Below are 16,167 nucleotides of genomic sequence, written 5' to 3' on the forward strand. Positions count from 1 at the left end.
GCTAGCGCCTCCTGGAAGGGAAACAGCCGGTTCCTGGGGGGAACCGGCTGTCAGTCGGGGTGACAGGATTTGAACCTGCGGCCTCGTCGTCCCGAACGACGCGCGCTACCAAGCTGCGCCACACCCCGGAGTTGGACCGTCAGTGAGTGTATCGCACCCGTGAGGCCTGACGCGAACCAGCCCTCAGCCGGCTCGAGGGGTCAGCGTCACCAGGGTTGCCTCGGGGCGGCAGAAGACGCGGTAGGGGGCGAAGGGAGAGGTTCCCAGACCGGCCGAGACATGCAGCCAGGACGTGTGCCCTCCCGCGATGTGGGTGGACAGCCCCTTCACCCGATCAGTGTCGAGGTCGCAGTTGGTGATCAGCGCACCAGTCGGCAAACAGACCTGGCCGCCATGGGTGTGGCCGGCGAAGATCACGTCGACCCCATCGGCCGTCATCGCGTCCAGCAGTCGGAGATAGGGGGCATGGGTGACCGCCAGGGTGAGGTCGGCATCAGTGGCGACCGGGCCGGCCACCTGTGGGTAGTCGTCACGATCGAGATGGCCGTCGTCGGTGCCACGCAGGTCAATCGTTATCCCCCTCACGACCAGACGGTGCCGCTGGTGGGTGAGGTCGACCCAGCCCCGTTCGCGCAGGGCTGCGCCCAGTTCCTGCCAGGGCAGGTCGTCGGTCTGCCTCCCCGAGCGGTGGGAGCGGCCGTTCAGCAGGTACATGAACGGGTTCTTGAATTGGGGGGCCTTGTAATCATTCGACCCCCAGACGAAGGCGCCGGGGATGTCCAGCAGCGGGTCGAGGGCCTCCAGCGCCGTGCCCATCCCTGCCTGTGACGCCATGTTGTCCCCGGTGTTGATGACCAAGTCCGGCTCCAGTTCAGCCAGTTCACGCACGAAGGCGACCTTGTCCCGCTGGCGCGGGAGCAGGTGCAGGTCGGAGATGTGCAGCACGCGCAGCGGCTCCCGCCCAGCGGGGAGCACCGGGCAGGTGACCTCGCGCAGGGTGAACAGGTGGGCCTCGGTCAGCCCCCAGGCCAGCCCCGCGACGCCGAGGCTGCCCACGACGGCAGCGGCACTGCCGAGGAGTCGGCTGGCAGCGCTCACGGCTTCTTCCCGTTGCCGGGCTTGGTGGGTACCACCGTGGGCTCGTTCGGCTTGGGTGCCGGTGCGGCCGTGGTCGGCGCCGGCTTGGGCGCTGGCTTGGGCGCTGGCTTGGGTGCCGGTGCGGCCGTGGTCGGCGCCGGCTTGGGCGCTGGCTTGGGCGCCGCCGTTGGGGTTGGCTTCGATTCGGGCGTCGGTCGCGATGTCGGCTGTTGTGTGCGCCTGGTGGGTTCCGGCTTGGGGTCCGGCTGCGGTTCGGGGCGCGGCAAACCGCTGGAGACCTGCAGGTAGATGGTGGTGCCGAGCTTCTGCTCACCCCGCGGGTAGGCGCCCAGGAAGGCGCCCACGGAGTAGCGCGAGGGTACCCGCCAGGTCACGGTGTTGAACCCGGCAGCCTCGATGGTCTTCTTGGCCTGGTCATAGCCCATCCCGGAGACATCGGGCACCGTGGCCTTCTTGCCCTCGAGAATGCGAGCGCTGGGCTGCTTGAATCCGGTCTTCGGCTTGCCCTTCAGTGCCTCGGCCATGGCGAGCTTGTAGATCCTGCCGGCGTCACCAGAGCCCGATCCCTCCAAGAGCGTTCCCGAGGGGGTCATCCAGTTCTTGAGGCTCTGCCTGCGTTTCTTCCAGTAGGCCGTGCCCTTCTCGATCGAGATCATCGAGATCCCCGCCATCTCAGGGGTGTAGCCGGCGAACCAGACGGCCTCATTGCTCTCGGTCGTGCCCGTCTTGCCGGCCTGGGGGTAACCGCCGTCGATCGCCGCTCGCGCACCGGTGCCCGGGCGCTCCATGACGTGCTTGAGCACGTAGTTGACGCCGTCAGCGACATCGGGCTCCATCACCTTGGTGCACTTGCTCGGCGGGATGGCGAACTTCTTGCCGGCCTTGTTCTGGACCGACTTGAGGATCAGCGGGTTGCAGTGGACACCGCGGTTGGCGAAGGTGGCGTAGGCCTCGGCAATCGACATCGGGGTGACCTCGGCAGTACCCAGGATGAAGGAGGGGTAGCTCGCCTGGGTGTCCATGTTCTTGCCGTTGGCGAGCTTCGCTCCGGCACGCTGCGCCATCCGGGTGACCTTGCAGTTGCCGACCTGCTGGGCCAGGGGAACGAAGTAGGTGTTCACCGAGCCCTGGGCGGCCTGGATCATCGTGATCCGCTCGTCGTCGTAACCGGACACCGAATTGGACACCGTGTACTCACTGGTCAGGGTGAAAGTGCCCTCGCAGTTCTTCCACACCGTGTCCTTGAAGTCGGCCTCCCGCTTGGCGAGGATCCTGGTGTCCGGGGTGAAGCCGGCCTCCAGGGCGGCGGCGACGCCGAAGGCCTTGAAGGTCGATCCGGCCTGGAAGCCGCTGGCATCCCCGAATTCTCGTTCGACGTTGTAGTTGAGGTAGGTCTGCCCCGGCTTGTCGCCCATCTTGTTGCGCGATTGGGCCATGGCCACGATCAGGCCGGTCTTGGGCTGGATGATCACCGAGGTCGAGATCGCCGGGTCGGTCGGCTTGATGACCGAGTGGATGGCCTTCTCGGCGGCACGCTGGGTGCGCGGGTCGATGAGCGTCTGGATGGTCAGGCCGCCGCGCTTGAGGAAGTTCCAGCGCTCCTCGGGGGTCTTGCCGAAGCTGGGCATCTTGTCGCTCACCAGTGTGCGACGCACGTAGTCGCAGATCATCGGGAACTCGGAGTACATGCACCCGTTGGGCTGGGGCTGGATCTTCTTCGGGTCGAACTGCTCCGCACGGGCCTGGCGGTGCTGCTCGGGGGTGATGATCTCCAGGTCCAACATGCGGTTGAGCACCACATTGCGTCGGGACAGCGCACCGGACGGATTCAGCCGTGGGTTGGTGGCGTTCGGGTTCTGCACCAGACCAGCCAGCATGGCCGACTGCCCGATCGTGAGCTTCGCCGCAGAGGTGTTGAAGAAGTGGCGCGCTGCTGCCTCGACGCCGTAAGCGCCGTCACCGTAGTAGGCGATGTTCAGGTAGCGCTCGAGGATCTGCTTCTTGGCGTCCTTGCCCAGACGCTTCTCCAGGGCAATGGCGTAGCGCAACTCGCGAACCTTGCGCGAGATCGTCTGTTCCTGCGCCTTGGCGATGCCCTCTTCGTCATCGTTCAGCTGGGCCTCGTTGACCAGCACTTGCTTGACGTACTGCTGGGTCAGCGTCGAGCCACCCTGGGTGGCCGAACCTGCCGAGTTGCGGACGAAGGCTCGGGCGGTGCCGAGGGGGTCGAAGGCACCATGCTCGAAGAAGCGGTGGTCCTCGATGGCGACCTGCGCATCCTGCATGTTCTTGCTGATCTTCGACAGCGGCACGTACACACGGTTCTGGTCGTAGAACGTCCCCAGCACTGAGCCATCGGCCATCAGGATTTTCGACTGCTCGGGCTGCGGCGGGATCTCCAGCGCTGCGGGGAGTTGGTCGAGGCTGTCCGCGCCCGCCTTCGAGACCCCACCCAGCATCGCCACGAAGGGCACCGCCAGCCCCGCGGTGAGGACGCCGCACAAGGCACTCACCGCGAAGAACATCAGCAGGGAGTACGCCCTGTTGGCCTTCGTCTGGTTCATGCGGTTCAGATTACGGGACTGCACCAACATTTCTGGTATCCGAACCCTCCAGGGGGACCGCTACGCTGGGCCCATGACCAAGTGGGAATACTTCACCGCGCCCATCCTGACCCATGTCTCCACCCAGATCCTGAACAACTTCGGGGCCGAGGGCTGGGAACTCGTCCAGATCATTCCCGGGCCCAACCCGGAGAACCTGGTCGGCTACTTCAAGCGCCCCATCCAGGCCGCACCCGTCAAGTGATCCACCGCTGGACAGAGACTCCGTACACACACGAGGGACGCCCAGAGCTGGGCGTCCCTCGTGCTGTGTGCGGGGATCGACCCCTGCCCACGTCAGTCGGTGCGGGCAAGCAGGCGCTGCGGTTGTAGGAGGCGGAACTCCTTGGGGCGAACCTCGATGATGTCGCGCTTCTCGAAGTCCGTCAGCGCCTTGTTGACGGTCTCGCGGGAAGCCCCCACCATCTGGGCGATCTCGGACTGGGTGAGGTCATGGCGCACACTGGGCGGGGTTCCGGTGGCCGGATCGCCGGGCACACCGAAGCGTTCATGGAGGTGCAGGATCAGCCAGGCGACTCGGCCGGGGACGTCGGAGAGGACCATCCCGGCGGCTTGGTCGTCGCGTCGACGCAGGCGCGTTGCGAGTTGGGCCAGCATGGCGGAGGTGACATCGGGTCGGTCGTTCACCATCGCCGCGAGCTCGTCTGCCTCAAAGCGCAACAGCACCGACTCAGTGACGGTGCGCGCCGCAGTCGACCGCGTCCCCTGGTCGAAGACCGAGAGCTCACCGAACATGTCGCCGGGGCCCATCAACCACAGCAGCGATTCACGGGCCGGCGGGGGATCAATCCGGCGCCGACGCGGGGGCAGAGTCGGCTTGCGCTGGGGGTGGGGCACCACCTGGGGCTGGTTGCGAGCCAACCGGACGAGCTTCACCTTCCCCTGCAGGATCAGGTAGCACTGCTCGGCGGGGTCGCCGACCGAGAACATGCGCTCTCCGCGCGGGACCTTGAGCTGGGTCGCCAGATCGAGCACGACTTCACGAGATTCGGGGCTCAGGCTGGCCAGAAAGGGGATCTGGGTGTCCACGCGTGAAACCAAGGGTCCCACCTCCTGTGCGTCATTGCGGGCCGGCGAGTCACAGGTTAGCCGATGGGGGTGCCCTGTCCCCGGAGCTGACTAGACTCGGAATGGTGAGCTCCTCGCACCAATCACCCGGGTCCGGGGCGACATCGCAACCGGCGGAGGTCGATCGTCGTCTGGCGGAGTGCTACCCGGACGCGCAGTGCGAACTCGACTTCACCACGCCCCTGGAACTCTTGGTTGCCACAGTGTTGTCGGCGCAGTCGACTGACAGGGGTGTCAACCTGGTCACGCCGGCCCTCTTCCGTCGCTACCCGGACGCGGTCGCCTATGCCGAGGCGGACCTTCCCGAACTGGAGGAGATGGTGCGACCGACCGGGTTCTTCCGCAACAAGGCGACGGCGCTCAAGGGGATCGGGCAGGTGCTCGTCGACGAGTACGACGGGTGCGTCCCCCAGACCCTGGAGGAGCTGGTCAAGCTCCCCGGCGTGGGTCGCAAGACCGCGAATGTGGTGCTGGGCAACGCCTTCGGTGTCCCTGGCCTGACCCCCGACACCCACTTCATGAGGGTTTCGCGACGACTGGGGTGGACGCAGTCCACCAAGCCCGACAGGGTGGAACGCGACGTGGCGGACCTGTTCCCCCCTCGTGAGTGGGTGGAGCTCAGTCACCGCCTGATCTGGCACGGACGCCGCCGCTGCCATGCCCGCAAGCCAGCGTGCGGCGCCTGTCCGGTCGCTGAGTTGTGCCCGTCCTTCGGTGAGGGGCCCACAGACCCCGAAGTGGCGGCCAAGCTCGTCAAAGAGGTCCGCCGATGAAGCGTCTCGCAGCAACGATGGTCTCGCTCCTGCTGGCGGCCACCGCCGCCGGGTGTGGGGGGCAGGAACCGCCCGCAGCCCCCGCGCCGACCACCAACGCCGACCTGGTGAAGTCCCGCAAGGCTGCAGGCATCCCCGACTGCCCGCCAAGCCAGGAGAAGGCAGCCGTGCCACGCGGCCTGCCAGCCCTCACCCTGGAGTGCCTGGGTTCGGGGTCGGTCGTGCACCTGTCGGGGATCGAGACCGACAAGCCGATGATCATCAACCTGTGGGCGCAGTGGTGCGCGCCCTGCCGGGCCGAGGCGCCCCACCTGCTGTCCGCGTGGAAGCAGATCGGTGACAAGACCACCTTCCTGGGGGTGAACACCAAGGAGGAACAGGAGATCGCCATCGCCTTCGCGCAGGAGGCGCGCTGGCCATGGCCGCATGTGGTCGATCCCGAGAGCACGCTCGCGGAGAACATGCCGATCCCACGGGCGCTGCCGGTCACCTTGTTCGTGGATCGTTCGGGCACGGTCGTCTTCACCCACACCGGCGAGTTCACCTCGCCCCGGGAGATCACCGACCTGGCGCGCAAGCACCTGGGCGTGGGGTCGTGAGCCTGCAGCGACTGGTCGAGCAGCTGCTGCCGGTGGGGACCCCGTACGGTGAGCCCTCGGCCGCTGATGCCTCGGTGAGGCTTCCGCTTCCGCCACGGACCCGCAAGTCGGCGATCCTGGCCCTGATCACCGATGAGGAGCAGCCCTGCCTGTTGTTCACCGAGCGGGCGACCACCCTGCGCGCCCACGCCGGGCAGATCTCCTTCCCCGGCGGACGCATCGACCCCAGTGACAGGGACGCCGAGGAGGCCGCGCTCCGTGAGGCTCGCGAGGAGATCGCCCTGGATCCCCGTCGGGTCAGCGTCCTTGGACGCCTTCCAGCGACTCCGCTGATCCGGGCTTTCAATGCGACCGTGGTGGTGGGTGCCTGGGATGGTCGCCAGGAGCTGGTGCCCTCCCCGGCCGAGGTGGCGCAGATCTTGTGCTACCCGGTGGAGCGGCTTGCCAGCGCCGAGGTGCGCGCATCGGCCCCCCACCCGAGGGGCGAGGGGCCGGCGTTCGTCCTGGAGGACATGGTGATCTGGGGCTTCACCGCCCACCTCACCGATCGAATCCTCGAACTGGGCGGCTGGAGCCGTGAATGGGATCGACGAAAGGTGATCCGGGTTCCGGAGCGCTTCATGCGCGAAGGACGCCCCAGGCCCAGTTGATGGTGAGCCTCGTGAGAGGCCGGGGTCAGGTGAGGTTGGGGTTGTTCGCGCGGACCTTGTCGGCGGCCTTTTCGTGCTCGGCCACGGCCTTCTTGTCCTGCTTCAGGCCGACGCGGTCGAGCGCATTGACCTTCACGGACTGCTGGCCGCGCTTGACCGATTCGCCGAGGGCGGCGATGGACGCCTTGGCCTCGGCGATGGTCTGCTCAGGTGCGTGCACCTTGCTGACCTCTTTCTTGCCCAGAAGCGCGAGGACGCCCGCGAGGATGAGCAGGACCAGCGCCATCGTGACGAAACCGAGGGCCAGTGAGGTCAGCGTCCCGAAGCCCTCGACCAGCGAGTCCCACAGCTGGGCGAAGCCGAAGCCGCCGGCCATGAAGAGCAGGGCTGCAGCGCAGGCCCCCAGGTAACCGGCACCACCGAACATGCCAGCACCGATCCCGCCGTGCTTGGCCATCGGCTGGATTTCGGCCTTGGCCAGCGCGACATTGTCCTCCAGCATGCGGGTGCCGTCGGTCTTCAGGCTGGCGATGATCTCGCCGATGCCCATCTGGCCCACCCGCGAGGCGTTCAGCGTGGGTCCGGTCTGCACCGCATGGCGGGGCTGCTCACCCTCAGAGCGATGGGCGCCTGCGGCGGTGGCGCCATGAGACGTGGGTCCGGGCTGCTGGCTCACGATGATTCCTTCCCTCGGGACTGGTCCCACACGCCAGCCTATCGCCCACCCTCGCCGTTGTGCGGGAATTCACCGACTGCGCGGAAAATCCCCCCACTGTGAGGTGATCCCCTCGGTGCCGTGCTCATCGGCCAGCGCGGGCGTGGGCGCGTCCCTGGCGCCACAGCAGCACACCGCCGAGCAGGGCAGCCGCGGCGCTCGCGACCAGAACGGCAGTCTTGGCCGATTCAGTGAGGTCGGGTCGGCCCGGAAAGGCGAGCTCGGAGATGAGCATGGAGACGGTGAAGCCGATGCCGGCCACCACCGCCATGCCGAGCATGTCCCCCCAGCCCACACCGTCGGGCAGAGAGGCGCGGGTGAACCGTGCGGTCAGCCGGGCGCCGCAGAAGATGCCGACTGCCTTGCCGATCACCAGCCCCAGCATGATGCCGAGCGGCACCGGATCACGGAACAACGAGCTCAGGCTGTCGGCGTCCACTCGCACCCCGGCGGCGAAGAGCGCAAACAGCGGAACGACGAGGCCGGCTGACCAGGGCTCGAGTCGATGCATCCATCGGTCGAGGTTGTCATGGAGGATGTGCTCCTCGGTCCTGACCAGCAGGCCCAGTGCCACACCGGCGATGGTGGCGTGGACGCCACTCTGCAGGGTGCACCACCACACGGCGACAGCGATCGGCACGAAGAGCCAGCCGTTGGTGATGCCAGCCTTCTGCAGGCCCCACCACAGCACCAGCAGCGCGAGGGCCCCGGCGAGCCAGAGCGGGGCGAAGCCGTGGGCGAAGAAGATCGCGATGACCAGGATCGCGCCCAGGTCGTCGACCACCGCCAGGGTCAACAGGGCTGCCCGGAGGCCGGTGGGCAGGTGGCGCCCCACCAGGGCGAGGACTGAGAGGGCGAAGGCGATGTCGGTGGCCATCGGCACTGCCCAGCCTCCAAGGTTGCCCTCCGGCAGTGCCAGGTTGGTGCCCACGTAGATCAGCGCCGGGACCGCCATGCCCGCGATCGCGGCGACGATGGGAACCAGCGCGTCCATCGGCCGGGACAGTGCGCCCTCCACGAACTCGCGCTTGAGTTCCATCCCCGCGACGAAGAAGAAGATCGTGAGGACGCCATCGGCTGCCCAGTGGGCCACCGACATGCCTGCGATCTCGGCCTGGCTGGTGGCCTGGTAGCCGCTGGGAAAGAGGTTGGCCCAGGCGAGCGCGCAGAACGTGGCCAGCAGCATGAGAACGCCGCCAGTCAGCTGGTTGCGGAAGATGCCGGAGAGGTGGAGGCGGTCGGCCGGACGGCTCGGCGGGAAAACGGGCGGGCGGGTCGAGGTCGCAGGCATCGCGGGACTTTCGGGGTTTCTGGACAGGATGTCGACCAGACTTCCCGACGCACCGCAGCCCACAATACAGCTGACCGGGCTGGGGTCCTCACAGACGGATCACGAGGCCGTCGTCGTCCACCTCGATGGGGGCAGTCAATTCCTGGTGGTCGACATGGGCTCGCCAGCACTCCAGACGGTAGGGAAGGCGCAGGTTTCCCGCCGCCGGGGCGGCGTCGTCATGGAGGGCGCCGATCTCGGCGGCCAGCTGCTCGCGGTCGGAATCAGCCATGCCCTGCGCAGCCGGGAGCCGGGTCACCATGTCGAGCAGGCCCGCACGATCGATCGGCACCCAGTGCCGGAAGGACTTCTCGTCGATGGCGGGAAAGTACTTCGACTCTCGCACCGCCGCCACCGACTCGGCGCCGAAGGCTCCACGCATCGCGTCCGGGTCGACCTGCTGGACTCTGGCCACCAGCCGCCGAACCCACGGCACTGAATCGTCGCGGACGAGGTAGGACACCCCGAAATGGCCCCCGGGGGACAGCACCCGCGCAATCTCGGACAACACCAGCCCGGGGGCATAGCGATGGAGGTCCTGGTGGCAGATGACGGCGTCGAACTGGCAGGGGTCGAAGGGGAGCTGCTCAGCTTGGGCCCGCACCGGAATGATTCCGGGGACCCCACGCAGGGATTCGGTGACATGCTGCGACTTGTCCAGCGCGAACACCTCATGTCCGGCGGACGCGAGCTGACGCGGTAGCGCAGCCCCGGACAGGCTCAGGATGCGCAGCGGTTGGGTCCAGGTCAACCACTCCAGGGCAGCTGCGGGCAGGCGGAAGCCCGGTCGGGGTCCGGTGGGCGCCCCGGCTGCGGTGGTACTGCGTGACATGCAGTCGATGGTAGCGAGAGCGCAGGGACCCCTCGGAGGCTGTGGAGAACTCCCGCGTGGGAGTTCGCCTGTGGACAACGGGGTCAGAGAGGCGAGCGGCGACCATGACCTGTCCGTGAAGGACGCGATCATGATCTGTCGGGACCTCGGTCTGGTGGAGCAGGTGCAAGGGGCAGCAGCTGCCCTGCAGGCGCGCGTGGAGGTGACGAGGGAGCCCGAGCAGCTGCGTCGGTCCTGGCGGGGCGCCCGCGCAGTCTTCGTGGGCGCTGACTCGGCAAGCTGGGTCGCTGGTCTGGGGCTTCCGCCCCGCTCGGGCGTACATCTGGTCGGTCGGCGGGCTGAGGACGTGATGAGCTGGTCGGTGCCGCTGGAGGCGACCGTCGTGGTGCTACCGGATCAAATCGGCTTCGTCAGCGCGATCCTTGACCAGAGGGACAGCGAGGTCGGCGGCCGGCTGGTGAGGATTGTCGGCGCCTCCGGTGGCCTGGGAGCCAGTACGTTGGCCGCCGGCCTGGCCCAGACCGCGGCCCGCAGCGGACCCTCGGCCCTGGTGGAGCTCGCCCGCGCTGGTGGCGGGCTGGACATCCTGATGGGCCTGGAGCGAGAAGCCGGCTGGCGATGGGATGAGTTGGTGGGTGCCACCGGGCATCTGGACGACCTCGCTCCGCGCCTGCCCCGACTGGGCGGGATGGCCCTGGTGTCGACGGGACGCCATGGACGTGAGCCCGGTGCCGAGGCCGCTGTGACGGTGCTGAAATCCCTGCTGCGTGGCCACCAGACGGTCGTGGTCGACGGGGGACGAGACGACCTCGCCAACGGCGACCCCTGGACCCAGGCACGCACCCTGCTGGTGGTCGGCGCCGATGTGCGCGGGGTGCTGGCCGCTCGCGTCCTGGTCGAGGAACGGGGGTGGGTCGACCTGGAGGTCGTGGTGCGGCGAGGGCCGGGGCGCAGCCTTCCTGTCGATGAGGTGGCCGGGGCGCTCTCGCTCCCCGTGGTGGGGGTGGTGGGCCACCACAGCGGCCTTCCGCGGGCGTTGGAACAGGGCGCGCCACCAGCTACGAGCGTCCCGCGCTTTGCCCGGCAGTGCCGGCGCATCCTGGACGGGCTGGCCGCATGAGGGTTGACCCGACGATGGCGGCCGACCTCGAGGGGGTGCGAGTCCGCTTGGCGGCGCTGGGGCGCAGCCACCAGCCCGAGGATGTGGCTGCCGCCATGCGCGAGCAGGGAATGGTTGTCACCGACTCGATGGTGGTCTGGGTGCTCGAGATGCTGCGCCACACTTCGATCGGAGCCGGGCCGTTGGATCCGCTGCTGTCCCTTCCCGGGGTGACTGATGTCCTGGTCAATGGAGCCGATGAGGTGTGGATCGACCGGGGCCAGGGGCTTGAGCGCACGTCTGTGCGCTTCGCGGACGAGGAAGAGGTGAGGCGCCTGGCCACGCGGCTCGCTGCCAATGCCGGACGACGGCTCGACGAGAGCAGTCCGTGGGTGGACGCCCGGATGGGTGACGGCACCCGAGTGCATGCGGTACTGCCTGCCTTGGCCTCCCCCGGTACCTGCATCTCCCTGCGAGTGCCCTCCCGACGCCAACTCAGTCTCGAGGACTGGCGAGAGGGTGGTGGCCTGGACGCCTTCGGGGAGTCGCTGTTGTCCACACTCGTCGAGCAGAGGGCAGCCTTCCTCGTGTCGGGTGGGACGGGGTCGGGCAAGACCACGCTGCTCTCGACCATCCTTGGGGCGGTGCCCGCCACCGAGAGGATCGTCGTGGTGGAGGATTCACGCGAACTCACTCCTGCTCATCCCCACGTCGTGAGACTCGAGGCGCGGTTGGCCAATGCCGAAGGGGCGGGAGCGGTGAGCCTCACCGTCCTGGTGCGCCAGGCGCTACGGATGCGTCCTGACCGCTTGGTGGTCGGCGAGGTGCGTGGCGCCGAGATCTGTGACCTGCTGACGGCCATGAACACCGGCCACGAGGGTGGTTGCGGCACGATCCATGCCAACTCGGTCGCCGATGTCCCGGCACGCCTCGAGGCGCTTGCCGCTCTGGGACACCTGAGTCGGGATGCCTGCCATGCGCAGGCGCTCGCGGCCCTCGATCTGGTGCTTCACGTGGCTCGGTGGCCCGATGGACGCCGTCGGCTCACGCAGGTCGGGCTCGTCACCGGGGAGGTCGGTTCACTGCACATCGAGACGGCGGTCGAGTGGGGCCCGAGCGGCGTTCGACGTGGGTCGGGTTGGGAGGCGTTGAAGCGCCGGTGGCAGCTGTGATGGCCTGGGTCGCGGCCGGCGCAGGGGCGGTCACTGTCGCCTGCCTCGTGACACCACCGGCGCCTGCCCTACGGCGTGTGGCGACGAGCCGGCGCAGCCTGCGCGGCAGGCGCCGAGGGCTGGTCGTCTCAGGCGCGGTGCTGGGACTGCTGCTGGTACTGGGTCTCGCGGACAGCGTCGCATCGCCCTTCCTGCTCCTGGGCGTGGTCTCCTCGGGCACGTTGGGGTTGCTGGGTTGGCACTCCAGACGGACCCGGGCGGCACGTCAGGAGGCCGAACGAGTGGCCCGGTCCTGCCAGGTCCTCGCCGGCCAGCTGAGGGTTGGGCGGATCCCCGTGGAGGCATTGGCCACAGCCGCCGAGGACTGCCCGAGCCTGGCCGAGGTGGTGTCCGCCCAGCGCATCGGCGCCGATGTCTCGGCAGCCCTGCGGTCTGCCTCCCGGAAGCCGGGGGCGGCTGGTCTGGCCTCGCTGGCGTCGGCCTGGTACCTCGCCGAACGTTCCGGGGCGCCCATGGCCGCAGCTGCTGAGCACGTGTCGACCCAACTGGCCGACGCAGCCCGGCTGCGTCGCGCGGTCTCCGCTGAGCTGGCCCCCGCCAGGGCCACCGGCAAGCTGCTGGCGGCGCTGCCCCTGGTGGGGATTGCGATGGGCTTCCTGATGGGTGGCCATCCTGACGAGTTCCTGCTGGTGCATCCCCTGGGGCGGTGGTGCCTGGCCATGGGCATCAGCTTGGCCTGCCTTGGGGTGCTGTGGACCGAGGTCCTGGCCGAGCGCGTGGAGAGGCGCACCCGATGAGGAATGGGGGAGGGTGATGAGCCTGACCATGACTCTGTTGGCTGCGGGCGCGGGCGCCACGGCGTGGTGGCTGATTGGGGCCCCGCCCGCGGCACGAGGCCTGCTGGCCCCGACGCGCGAGTTCGACAGTGTGGCGAGCAGGCCGCGCCTGCCACCGCCCCCTGCCCCGCTACGACTGTTGTACGCCGCCGTCGCGGGTGTGGCTGCGCTGGTACTCATCCCGGGGTCGAGGGGCGTTGTCGCCTTCGGCATCACCGCTTCGCTCGTGCACCTCGGCACCAGGCGCATGGTGTCGCCAGAGGTGAGACGCACCCGTCGGGAACTCACCGAGGAATTGCCCGAGTGCCTGTCCCTGCTGGCCGGGGTTCTGGCCGTGGGGTCACCGCTGCGGGTGGCCGTGGCTGAGGTCGCCAGCGTGTCGCCCTCGGCGACGAGGAGCCTGCTGGAATCAGTCGCCGGGCACATCCAGGTCGGCCGGGGCGAGGATGAGGCGTGGCAGGCGGTGGTGGATGATCCCGTGGCGGCGCCGGTCTGGGGCCCCGCAGCCCGCGACCTGGCACGCAACGCCCACTCAGGTGCTGCCGTGGTGGACCTCCTCCGGCGGCACGCGGCCGATGCCCGGGCAGAACGCGCGGGAGATGTCGAGAAGCGAGCCCGGACCGTCGGCGTGCAGTCGGTGATGCCACTCATGGTGTGCTTCCTGCCGGCCTTCGTGCTGGTCGGAGTGGTCCCCATCATTGCGGGACTGGTGGGCCAGTTCCCGCCCTGACATTGTGCGAACATGATCGACTGCAGGCCCCTCGGCGACACCCGTCGAGGGGCCTGTTGGCGCCCGTGCTGGTCGCCTCCCCTGAATGCGCTCGGTGCCCGCAGCACGCCGGCGAAAGTTGTCCACAGGGTGTTGTCCCTTCCACCCATGGGCGGCCTCAGAGCACATGATCCCTGCGAACCCACGGGGGGTGGGTCAACCAACGAAAGGGAAAACACCCATGAACGAGCTCGCCGTCAACGAGAGCACCATCACCAAGCCCACTGGTGCGAAGCAGGGCATCGACCTGCTCGACACCGCTGGCTACGCCCCGGCTCCCAAGACGCACGCCCTGGCTCGAGCCCAGCGTCGAGCCGCCCGTCTGTCCTCGCGCGGTATGAGCACCGCCGAGTATGCGGTCGGCATCTTGGCAGCAATCACCTTCGCCCTGGTCCTGCTGCGCATCTTCAGGGACAACCGCCTGTTCAAGACGGTGTTCGACATGGTGCTGAAGATGCTGAAGATGGCCGCCGACAAGATCTGATCCGCACGCTGGTGGGGCGCCGTCCACGGGTTGCACGGCGCCCTTCTGGTCAAACTGGAGGCAATCATGCGTAGATCCCCCACCCGCGCCCTGTCGGCACATGGCTCCCGGTCATCACACCGCGCTTCGGCATGGAGGCGCCGCACGTCACCCGATCGCGGCATGGTCACCCTGGAACTCGCCATCGGCATCCTGTCCGCGGCGATCGTGGTGTTCTTCTGCTGCGCTGCCCTCGCCCTGCTCATCCTGCAGGACCAGCTCGAGGTCGTCGCTGCCCAGAGCGCCCGCCACGCTGCCAGGGGTGACCTGGAGCAGCTGGACGACGCCAAGAGCAAGGCTCCCCGGGGTGCCCGCGTCGAGGTGTCCAAGGTCGGAGGCTGGGCCACCAGCACGGTGACTGCTCAGCGCAGCTGGGGCCGGCTTGGTCCCTTCACTGTCACCGCCACAGCGGCTGCTCCGTTGGAGCCGGGCGAATGAGGGGTGATGAGCACGGTAGCGGCACCGTCCTCACCGCCACCATTGCGCTCTGCTTGACCTTCGGCGCACTGGTGGGGGTGTGGGTCATCGGCTGGGCATCCAGTCACCAGCGCGCCACGCGCGTCGCTGACCTCGCCGCACTCGCCGGCGCCGATGCCACCGCTTCGGGCGGAGACGGATGCAGCGAGGCCCGCCGGGTGGCCGACCGCAACGGGGGATCAGTCTACCGCTGCACACTCAAAGGTGAAGCACCCTCCTTCGTCCTGGTGGTGGAGGTGACGGTGCCGCTCCGGCCCCGCATCACCCTGGCGGGTGCTCCCACCACGGTCAGGGCAGAGGCGGCCGCCGGACCCGCCTGACGTCGGTTGCCGAGGAGCCCGTTCCTGTCACAGGCACGTTCTAGCCTGAGGTCATGATCACCACCCTGGCCGTGCAGGGCTACCGCTCCCTGCACCAGCTGGTCATGCCGCTGGCACCGGTCACCCTCGTCACCGGGGAGAACGGGTCCGGCAAGACCAGCCTCTACCGCTCCCTGCGGCTGCTGGCGGCCACCTCCCGCGAGGGGGTCGTCGAACCGCTCGCCCGGGACGGAGGTCTGGAGCGCATCCTGTGGGCGGGGCCAGAGGTGATCAGCGGCGCCATGCGGCGGGGAGAGGTCCCCATCCAGGGCGCGCACAAGCGCCACAAACCGGTGAGCCTCCTGCTCGGGGTGGTTCAGGATGACCTGGGCTACCTGGTCGACATCGGCCTGCCACCACCCAGCACGAAGACCCTGTTCAGCCATGACCCGGTGATCAAGCGTGAGGAGGTCTTCGCCCCACCATTGTTTCGACCAGCCTCCCGCCTGGTCAGCCGCAAGGGCGGACGGGTGATAACCCACGCCGGTGCCCACACCCGAATGCTGGAGGAGTACCTCCCCGCCCGCACCAGCATGCTGGCAGAGTTCGCGGACCCGGAGCAGACACCCGAGCTGCTCAATCTTCGTCGCGCGATGGCCGGCTGGCGGTTCTACGATGCCTTCCGCACCGATGTGCAGGCGCCGGCACGCCAACGCTGCCTCACCACCTGGACGCCGGTCCTGGCTGAGGACGGCCGGGACCTCGCCGCTGCGCTGGGGAGCATCCGTGAGTCCGCGTGGGCAGGCCCCCTCGACCAGGCCATCACCAGCGCTTTCCCCGGCACCGAACTCGCCGTGGATGACGCCGATGGGCAGCTCATCCTCCGCGTCCATCAGCCCGGCATGCTCCGCCCCCTCACCGCCGACGAACTCAGCGACGGCACCCTGCGCTTCCTGCTCCTCGCGGCCGCGCTCCTCAGCCCCCAGCCGCCGGGACTGCTGGTGGTCAACGAACCCGAGACCAGCCTGCACCCCGACGTTCTGCCCGTCCTGGCCGACCTGATCGTGCACGTGTCGAAGCGGACCCAGGTGCTGGTCGTGTCCCACTCGAGGGAACTCATCGCGCCTCTCAAGGACGCCGGGGGCGAGGACACCGTCATCCACCACCACCTGGTCAAGAACCTCGGCCAGACCCGCATCGAGGGTCAGGGCCTGTTCAGCACCCCACGCTGGGAGTGGGGGAGCCGCTGAACCGCCAGCCCAGGTCCGCGGCGGCGGCGATCAGCCCACAGCATCGCGCTCAT

The 16,167-nt window shown here is 68.5% G+C and carries 18 protein-coding genes and 1 tRNA gene; 12 read left to right on the forward strand and 7 right to left on the reverse strand.

Translation table 11 applies throughout. The features are described from left to right. Positions 1-54: 54 nt before the first annotated feature. From M3G03_RS03165 to M3G03_RS03175, 3 genes are all read right to left on the reverse strand, one after another. Positions 55-128 (reverse strand) — tRNA-Pro (locus tag M3G03_RS03165). 55 nt (positions 129-183) lie between these two features. After that, positions 184-1,098, reverse strand: a complete 915-nt coding sequence (locus M3G03_RS03170; RefSeq protein WP_259808031.1) for a metallophosphoesterase — start codon at positions 1,096-1,098, stop codon at positions 184-186. Next, positions 1,095-3,662: a penicillin-binding protein gene (locus M3G03_RS03175; protein WP_259808033.1), complete on the reverse strand. Its 2,568-nt coding sequence runs from the start codon at positions 3,660-3,662 to the stop codon at positions 1,095-1,097. Before M3G03_RS03175 ends, M3G03_RS03170 begins: the two co-directional genes overlap by 4 nt. A 73-nt stretch (positions 3,663-3,735) precedes the next feature. On the opposite strand from M3G03_RS03175, the gene M3G03_RS03180 reads away from it, so the two are divergent. Beyond that, positions 3,736-3,906 carry a DUF4177 domain-containing protein gene (locus tag M3G03_RS03180; RefSeq protein ID WP_259808035.1) on the forward strand — a complete coding sequence of 57 codons (171 nt, stop codon included), beginning with the start codon at positions 3,736-3,738 and terminating at the stop codon, positions 3,904-3,906. Between the two features lie 92 nt (positions 3,907-3,998). On the opposite strand, the gene M3G03_RS03185 is transcribed toward M3G03_RS03180, so the two are convergent. Then, positions 3,999-4,751, reverse strand: coding sequence for a Crp/Fnr family transcriptional regulator (locus M3G03_RS03185; protein WP_259808037.1), 753 nt, complete (start codon positions 4,749-4,751; stop codon positions 3,999-4,001). Between the two features lie 101 nt (positions 4,752-4,852). Here M3G03_RS03185 and nth point away from each other — a divergent pair, with 101 nt between their 5' ends. Genes nth through M3G03_RS03200 form a run of 3 tightly spaced genes read left to right on the forward strand, consistent with a single transcriptional unit; the run spans position 4,853 to position 6,812 of the window. Next, a complete protein-coding gene (gene nth, locus M3G03_RS03190) occupies positions 4,853-5,563 on the forward strand; it encodes an endonuclease III (protein ID WP_259808039.1) in 711 nt (236 codons plus the stop codon). Then, complete coding sequence (locus M3G03_RS03195) at positions 5,560-6,162, forward strand: TlpA disulfide reductase family protein (RefSeq protein WP_259808042.1); 603 nt, start codon at positions 5,560-5,562, stop codon at positions 6,160-6,162. Before nth ends, M3G03_RS03195 begins: the two co-directional genes overlap by 4 nt. Continuing rightward, positions 6,159-6,812 carry a CoA pyrophosphatase gene (locus M3G03_RS03200; RefSeq protein ID WP_259808043.1) on the forward strand — a complete coding sequence of 218 codons (654 nt, stop codon included), beginning with the start codon at positions 6,159-6,161 and terminating at the stop codon, positions 6,810-6,812. The genes M3G03_RS03195 and M3G03_RS03200 overlap by 4 nt, the downstream gene beginning before the upstream one ends. Before the next feature lie 25 nt (positions 6,813-6,837). On the opposite strand, the gene M3G03_RS03205 is transcribed toward M3G03_RS03200, so the two are convergent. The 3 genes from M3G03_RS03205 to M3G03_RS03215 all read right to left on the reverse strand — a co-directional run bounded on the left by M3G03_RS03205 (position 6,838) and on the right by M3G03_RS03215 (position 9,689). Continuing rightward, positions 6,838-7,488 carry a phage holin family protein gene (locus tag M3G03_RS03205; protein ID WP_259808044.1) on the reverse strand — a complete coding sequence of 217 codons (651 nt, stop codon included), beginning with the start codon at positions 7,486-7,488 and terminating at the stop codon, positions 6,838-6,840. Between the two features lie 124 nt (positions 7,489-7,612). Beyond that, a complete protein-coding gene (gene nhaA, locus M3G03_RS03210) occupies positions 7,613-8,818 on the reverse strand; it encodes a Na+/H+ antiporter NhaA (RefSeq protein WP_259808045.1) in 1,206 nt (401 codons plus the stop codon). An 88-nt stretch (positions 8,819-8,906) separates the two neighbouring features. After that, positions 8,907-9,689, reverse strand: a complete 783-nt coding sequence (locus M3G03_RS03215) for a class I SAM-dependent methyltransferase (protein WP_259808046.1) — start codon at positions 9,687-9,689, stop codon at positions 8,907-8,909. A gap of 130 nt (positions 9,690-9,819) precedes the next feature. On the opposite strand from M3G03_RS03215, the gene ssd reads away from it, so the two are divergent. From ssd to M3G03_RS03255, 8 genes are all read left to right on the forward strand, one after another. Continuing rightward, positions 9,820-10,809, forward strand: a complete 990-nt coding sequence (gene ssd / locus M3G03_RS03220; RefSeq protein ID WP_259808047.1) for a septum site-determining protein Ssd — start codon at positions 9,820-9,822, stop codon at positions 10,807-10,809. Further along, positions 10,806-11,960 carry a TadA family conjugal transfer-associated ATPase gene (locus tag M3G03_RS03225; protein ID WP_259808048.1) on the forward strand — a complete coding sequence of 385 codons (1,155 nt, stop codon included), beginning with the start codon at positions 10,806-10,808 and terminating at the stop codon, positions 11,958-11,960. The genes ssd and M3G03_RS03225 overlap by 4 nt, the downstream gene beginning before the upstream one ends. A gap of 77 nt (positions 11,961-12,037) precedes the next feature. Then, positions 12,038-12,757, forward strand: a complete 720-nt coding sequence (locus tag M3G03_RS03230) for a type II secretion system F family protein (protein WP_259808049.1) — start codon at positions 12,038-12,040, stop codon at positions 12,755-12,757. Positions 12,758-12,773: 16 nt separating this feature from the next. Beyond that, positions 12,774-13,526 carry a type II secretion system F family protein gene (locus tag M3G03_RS03235; protein WP_259808051.1) on the forward strand — a complete coding sequence of 251 codons (753 nt, stop codon included), beginning with the start codon at positions 12,774-12,776 and terminating at the stop codon, positions 13,524-13,526. Positions 13,527-13,746: 220 nt separating this feature from the next. Then, positions 13,747-14,049: a DUF4244 domain-containing protein gene (locus M3G03_RS03240; RefSeq protein WP_259808053.1), complete on the forward strand. Its 303-nt coding sequence runs from the start codon at positions 13,747-13,749 to the stop codon at positions 14,047-14,049. Positions 14,050-14,211: 162 nt separating this feature from the next. After that, the gene (locus M3G03_RS03245) at positions 14,212-14,526 is read left to right on the forward strand and encodes a TadE family type IV pilus minor pilin (protein WP_259808055.1); all 315 of its coding nucleotides are present in this window, start codon (positions 14,212-14,214) and stop codon (positions 14,524-14,526) included. Then, on the forward strand, positions 14,523-14,885 hold the full coding sequence (locus M3G03_RS03250) for an Rv3654c family TadE-like protein (RefSeq protein WP_259808057.1): 363 nt from the start codon (positions 14,523-14,525) through the stop codon (positions 14,883-14,885). Before M3G03_RS03245 ends, M3G03_RS03250 begins: the two co-directional genes overlap by 4 nt. Positions 14,886-14,938: 53 nt before the next feature. Next, positions 14,939-16,114, forward strand: a complete 1,176-nt coding sequence (locus M3G03_RS03255) for an AAA family ATPase (RefSeq protein WP_259808059.1) — start codon at positions 14,939-14,941, stop codon at positions 16,112-16,114. The last annotated feature ends 53 nt before the right edge of the window (positions 16,115-16,167 follow it).

Source organism: Aestuariimicrobium sp. p3-SID1156 (assembly GCF_025144225.1).
GTDB lineage: Bacteria > Actinomycetota > Actinomycetes > Propionibacteriales > Propionibacteriaceae > Aestuariimicrobium.

What these genes read in the sequence shown, in the direction of transcription:
- M3G03_RS03175 (WP_259808033.1), bottom strand. Translation starts at nt 3,662, where the DNA reads ATGAACCAGACGAAGGCCAACAGGGCGTACTCCCTGCTGATGTTCTTC.
- M3G03_RS03180 (WP_259808035.1), top strand. Translation starts at nt 3,736, where the DNA reads ATGACCAAGTGGGAATACTTCACCGCGCCCATCCTGACCCATGTCTCC.
- nth (WP_259808039.1), top strand. Translation starts at nt 4,853, where the DNA reads ATGGTGAGCTCCTCGCACCAATCACCCGGGTCCGGGGCGACATCGCAA.
- M3G03_RS03195 (WP_259808042.1), top strand. Translation starts at nt 5,560, where the DNA reads ATGAAGCGTCTCGCAGCAACGATGGTCTCGCTCCTGCTGGCGGCCACC.
- nhaA (WP_259808045.1), bottom strand. Translation starts at nt 8,818, where the DNA reads ATGCCTGCGACCTCGACCCGCCCGCCCGTTTTCCCGCCGAGCCGTCCG.
- M3G03_RS03215 (WP_259808046.1), bottom strand. Translation starts at nt 9,689, where the DNA reads ATGTCACGCAGTACCACCGCAGCCGGGGCGCCCACCGGACCCCGACCG.
- ssd (WP_259808047.1), top strand. Translation starts at nt 9,820, where the DNA reads ATGATCTGTCGGGACCTCGGTCTGGTGGAGCAGGTGCAAGGGGCAGCA.
- M3G03_RS03225 (WP_259808048.1), top strand. Translation starts at nt 10,806, where the DNA reads ATGAGGGTTGACCCGACGATGGCGGCCGACCTCGAGGGGGTGCGAGTC.
- M3G03_RS03235 (WP_259808051.1), top strand. Translation starts at nt 12,774, where the DNA reads ATGAGCCTGACCATGACTCTGTTGGCTGCGGGCGCGGGCGCCACGGCG.
- M3G03_RS03240 (WP_259808053.1), top strand. Translation starts at nt 13,747, where the DNA reads ATGAACGAGCTCGCCGTCAACGAGAGCACCATCACCAAGCCCACTGGT.
- M3G03_RS03245 (WP_259808055.1), top strand. Translation starts at nt 14,212, where the DNA reads ATGGTCACCCTGGAACTCGCCATCGGCATCCTGTCCGCGGCGATCGTG.
- M3G03_RS03250 (WP_259808057.1), top strand. Translation starts at nt 14,523, where the DNA reads ATGAGGGGTGATGAGCACGGTAGCGGCACCGTCCTCACCGCCACCATT.
- M3G03_RS03255 (WP_259808059.1), top strand. Translation starts at nt 14,939, where the DNA reads ATGATCACCACCCTGGCCGTGCAGGGCTACCGCTCCCTGCACCAGCTG.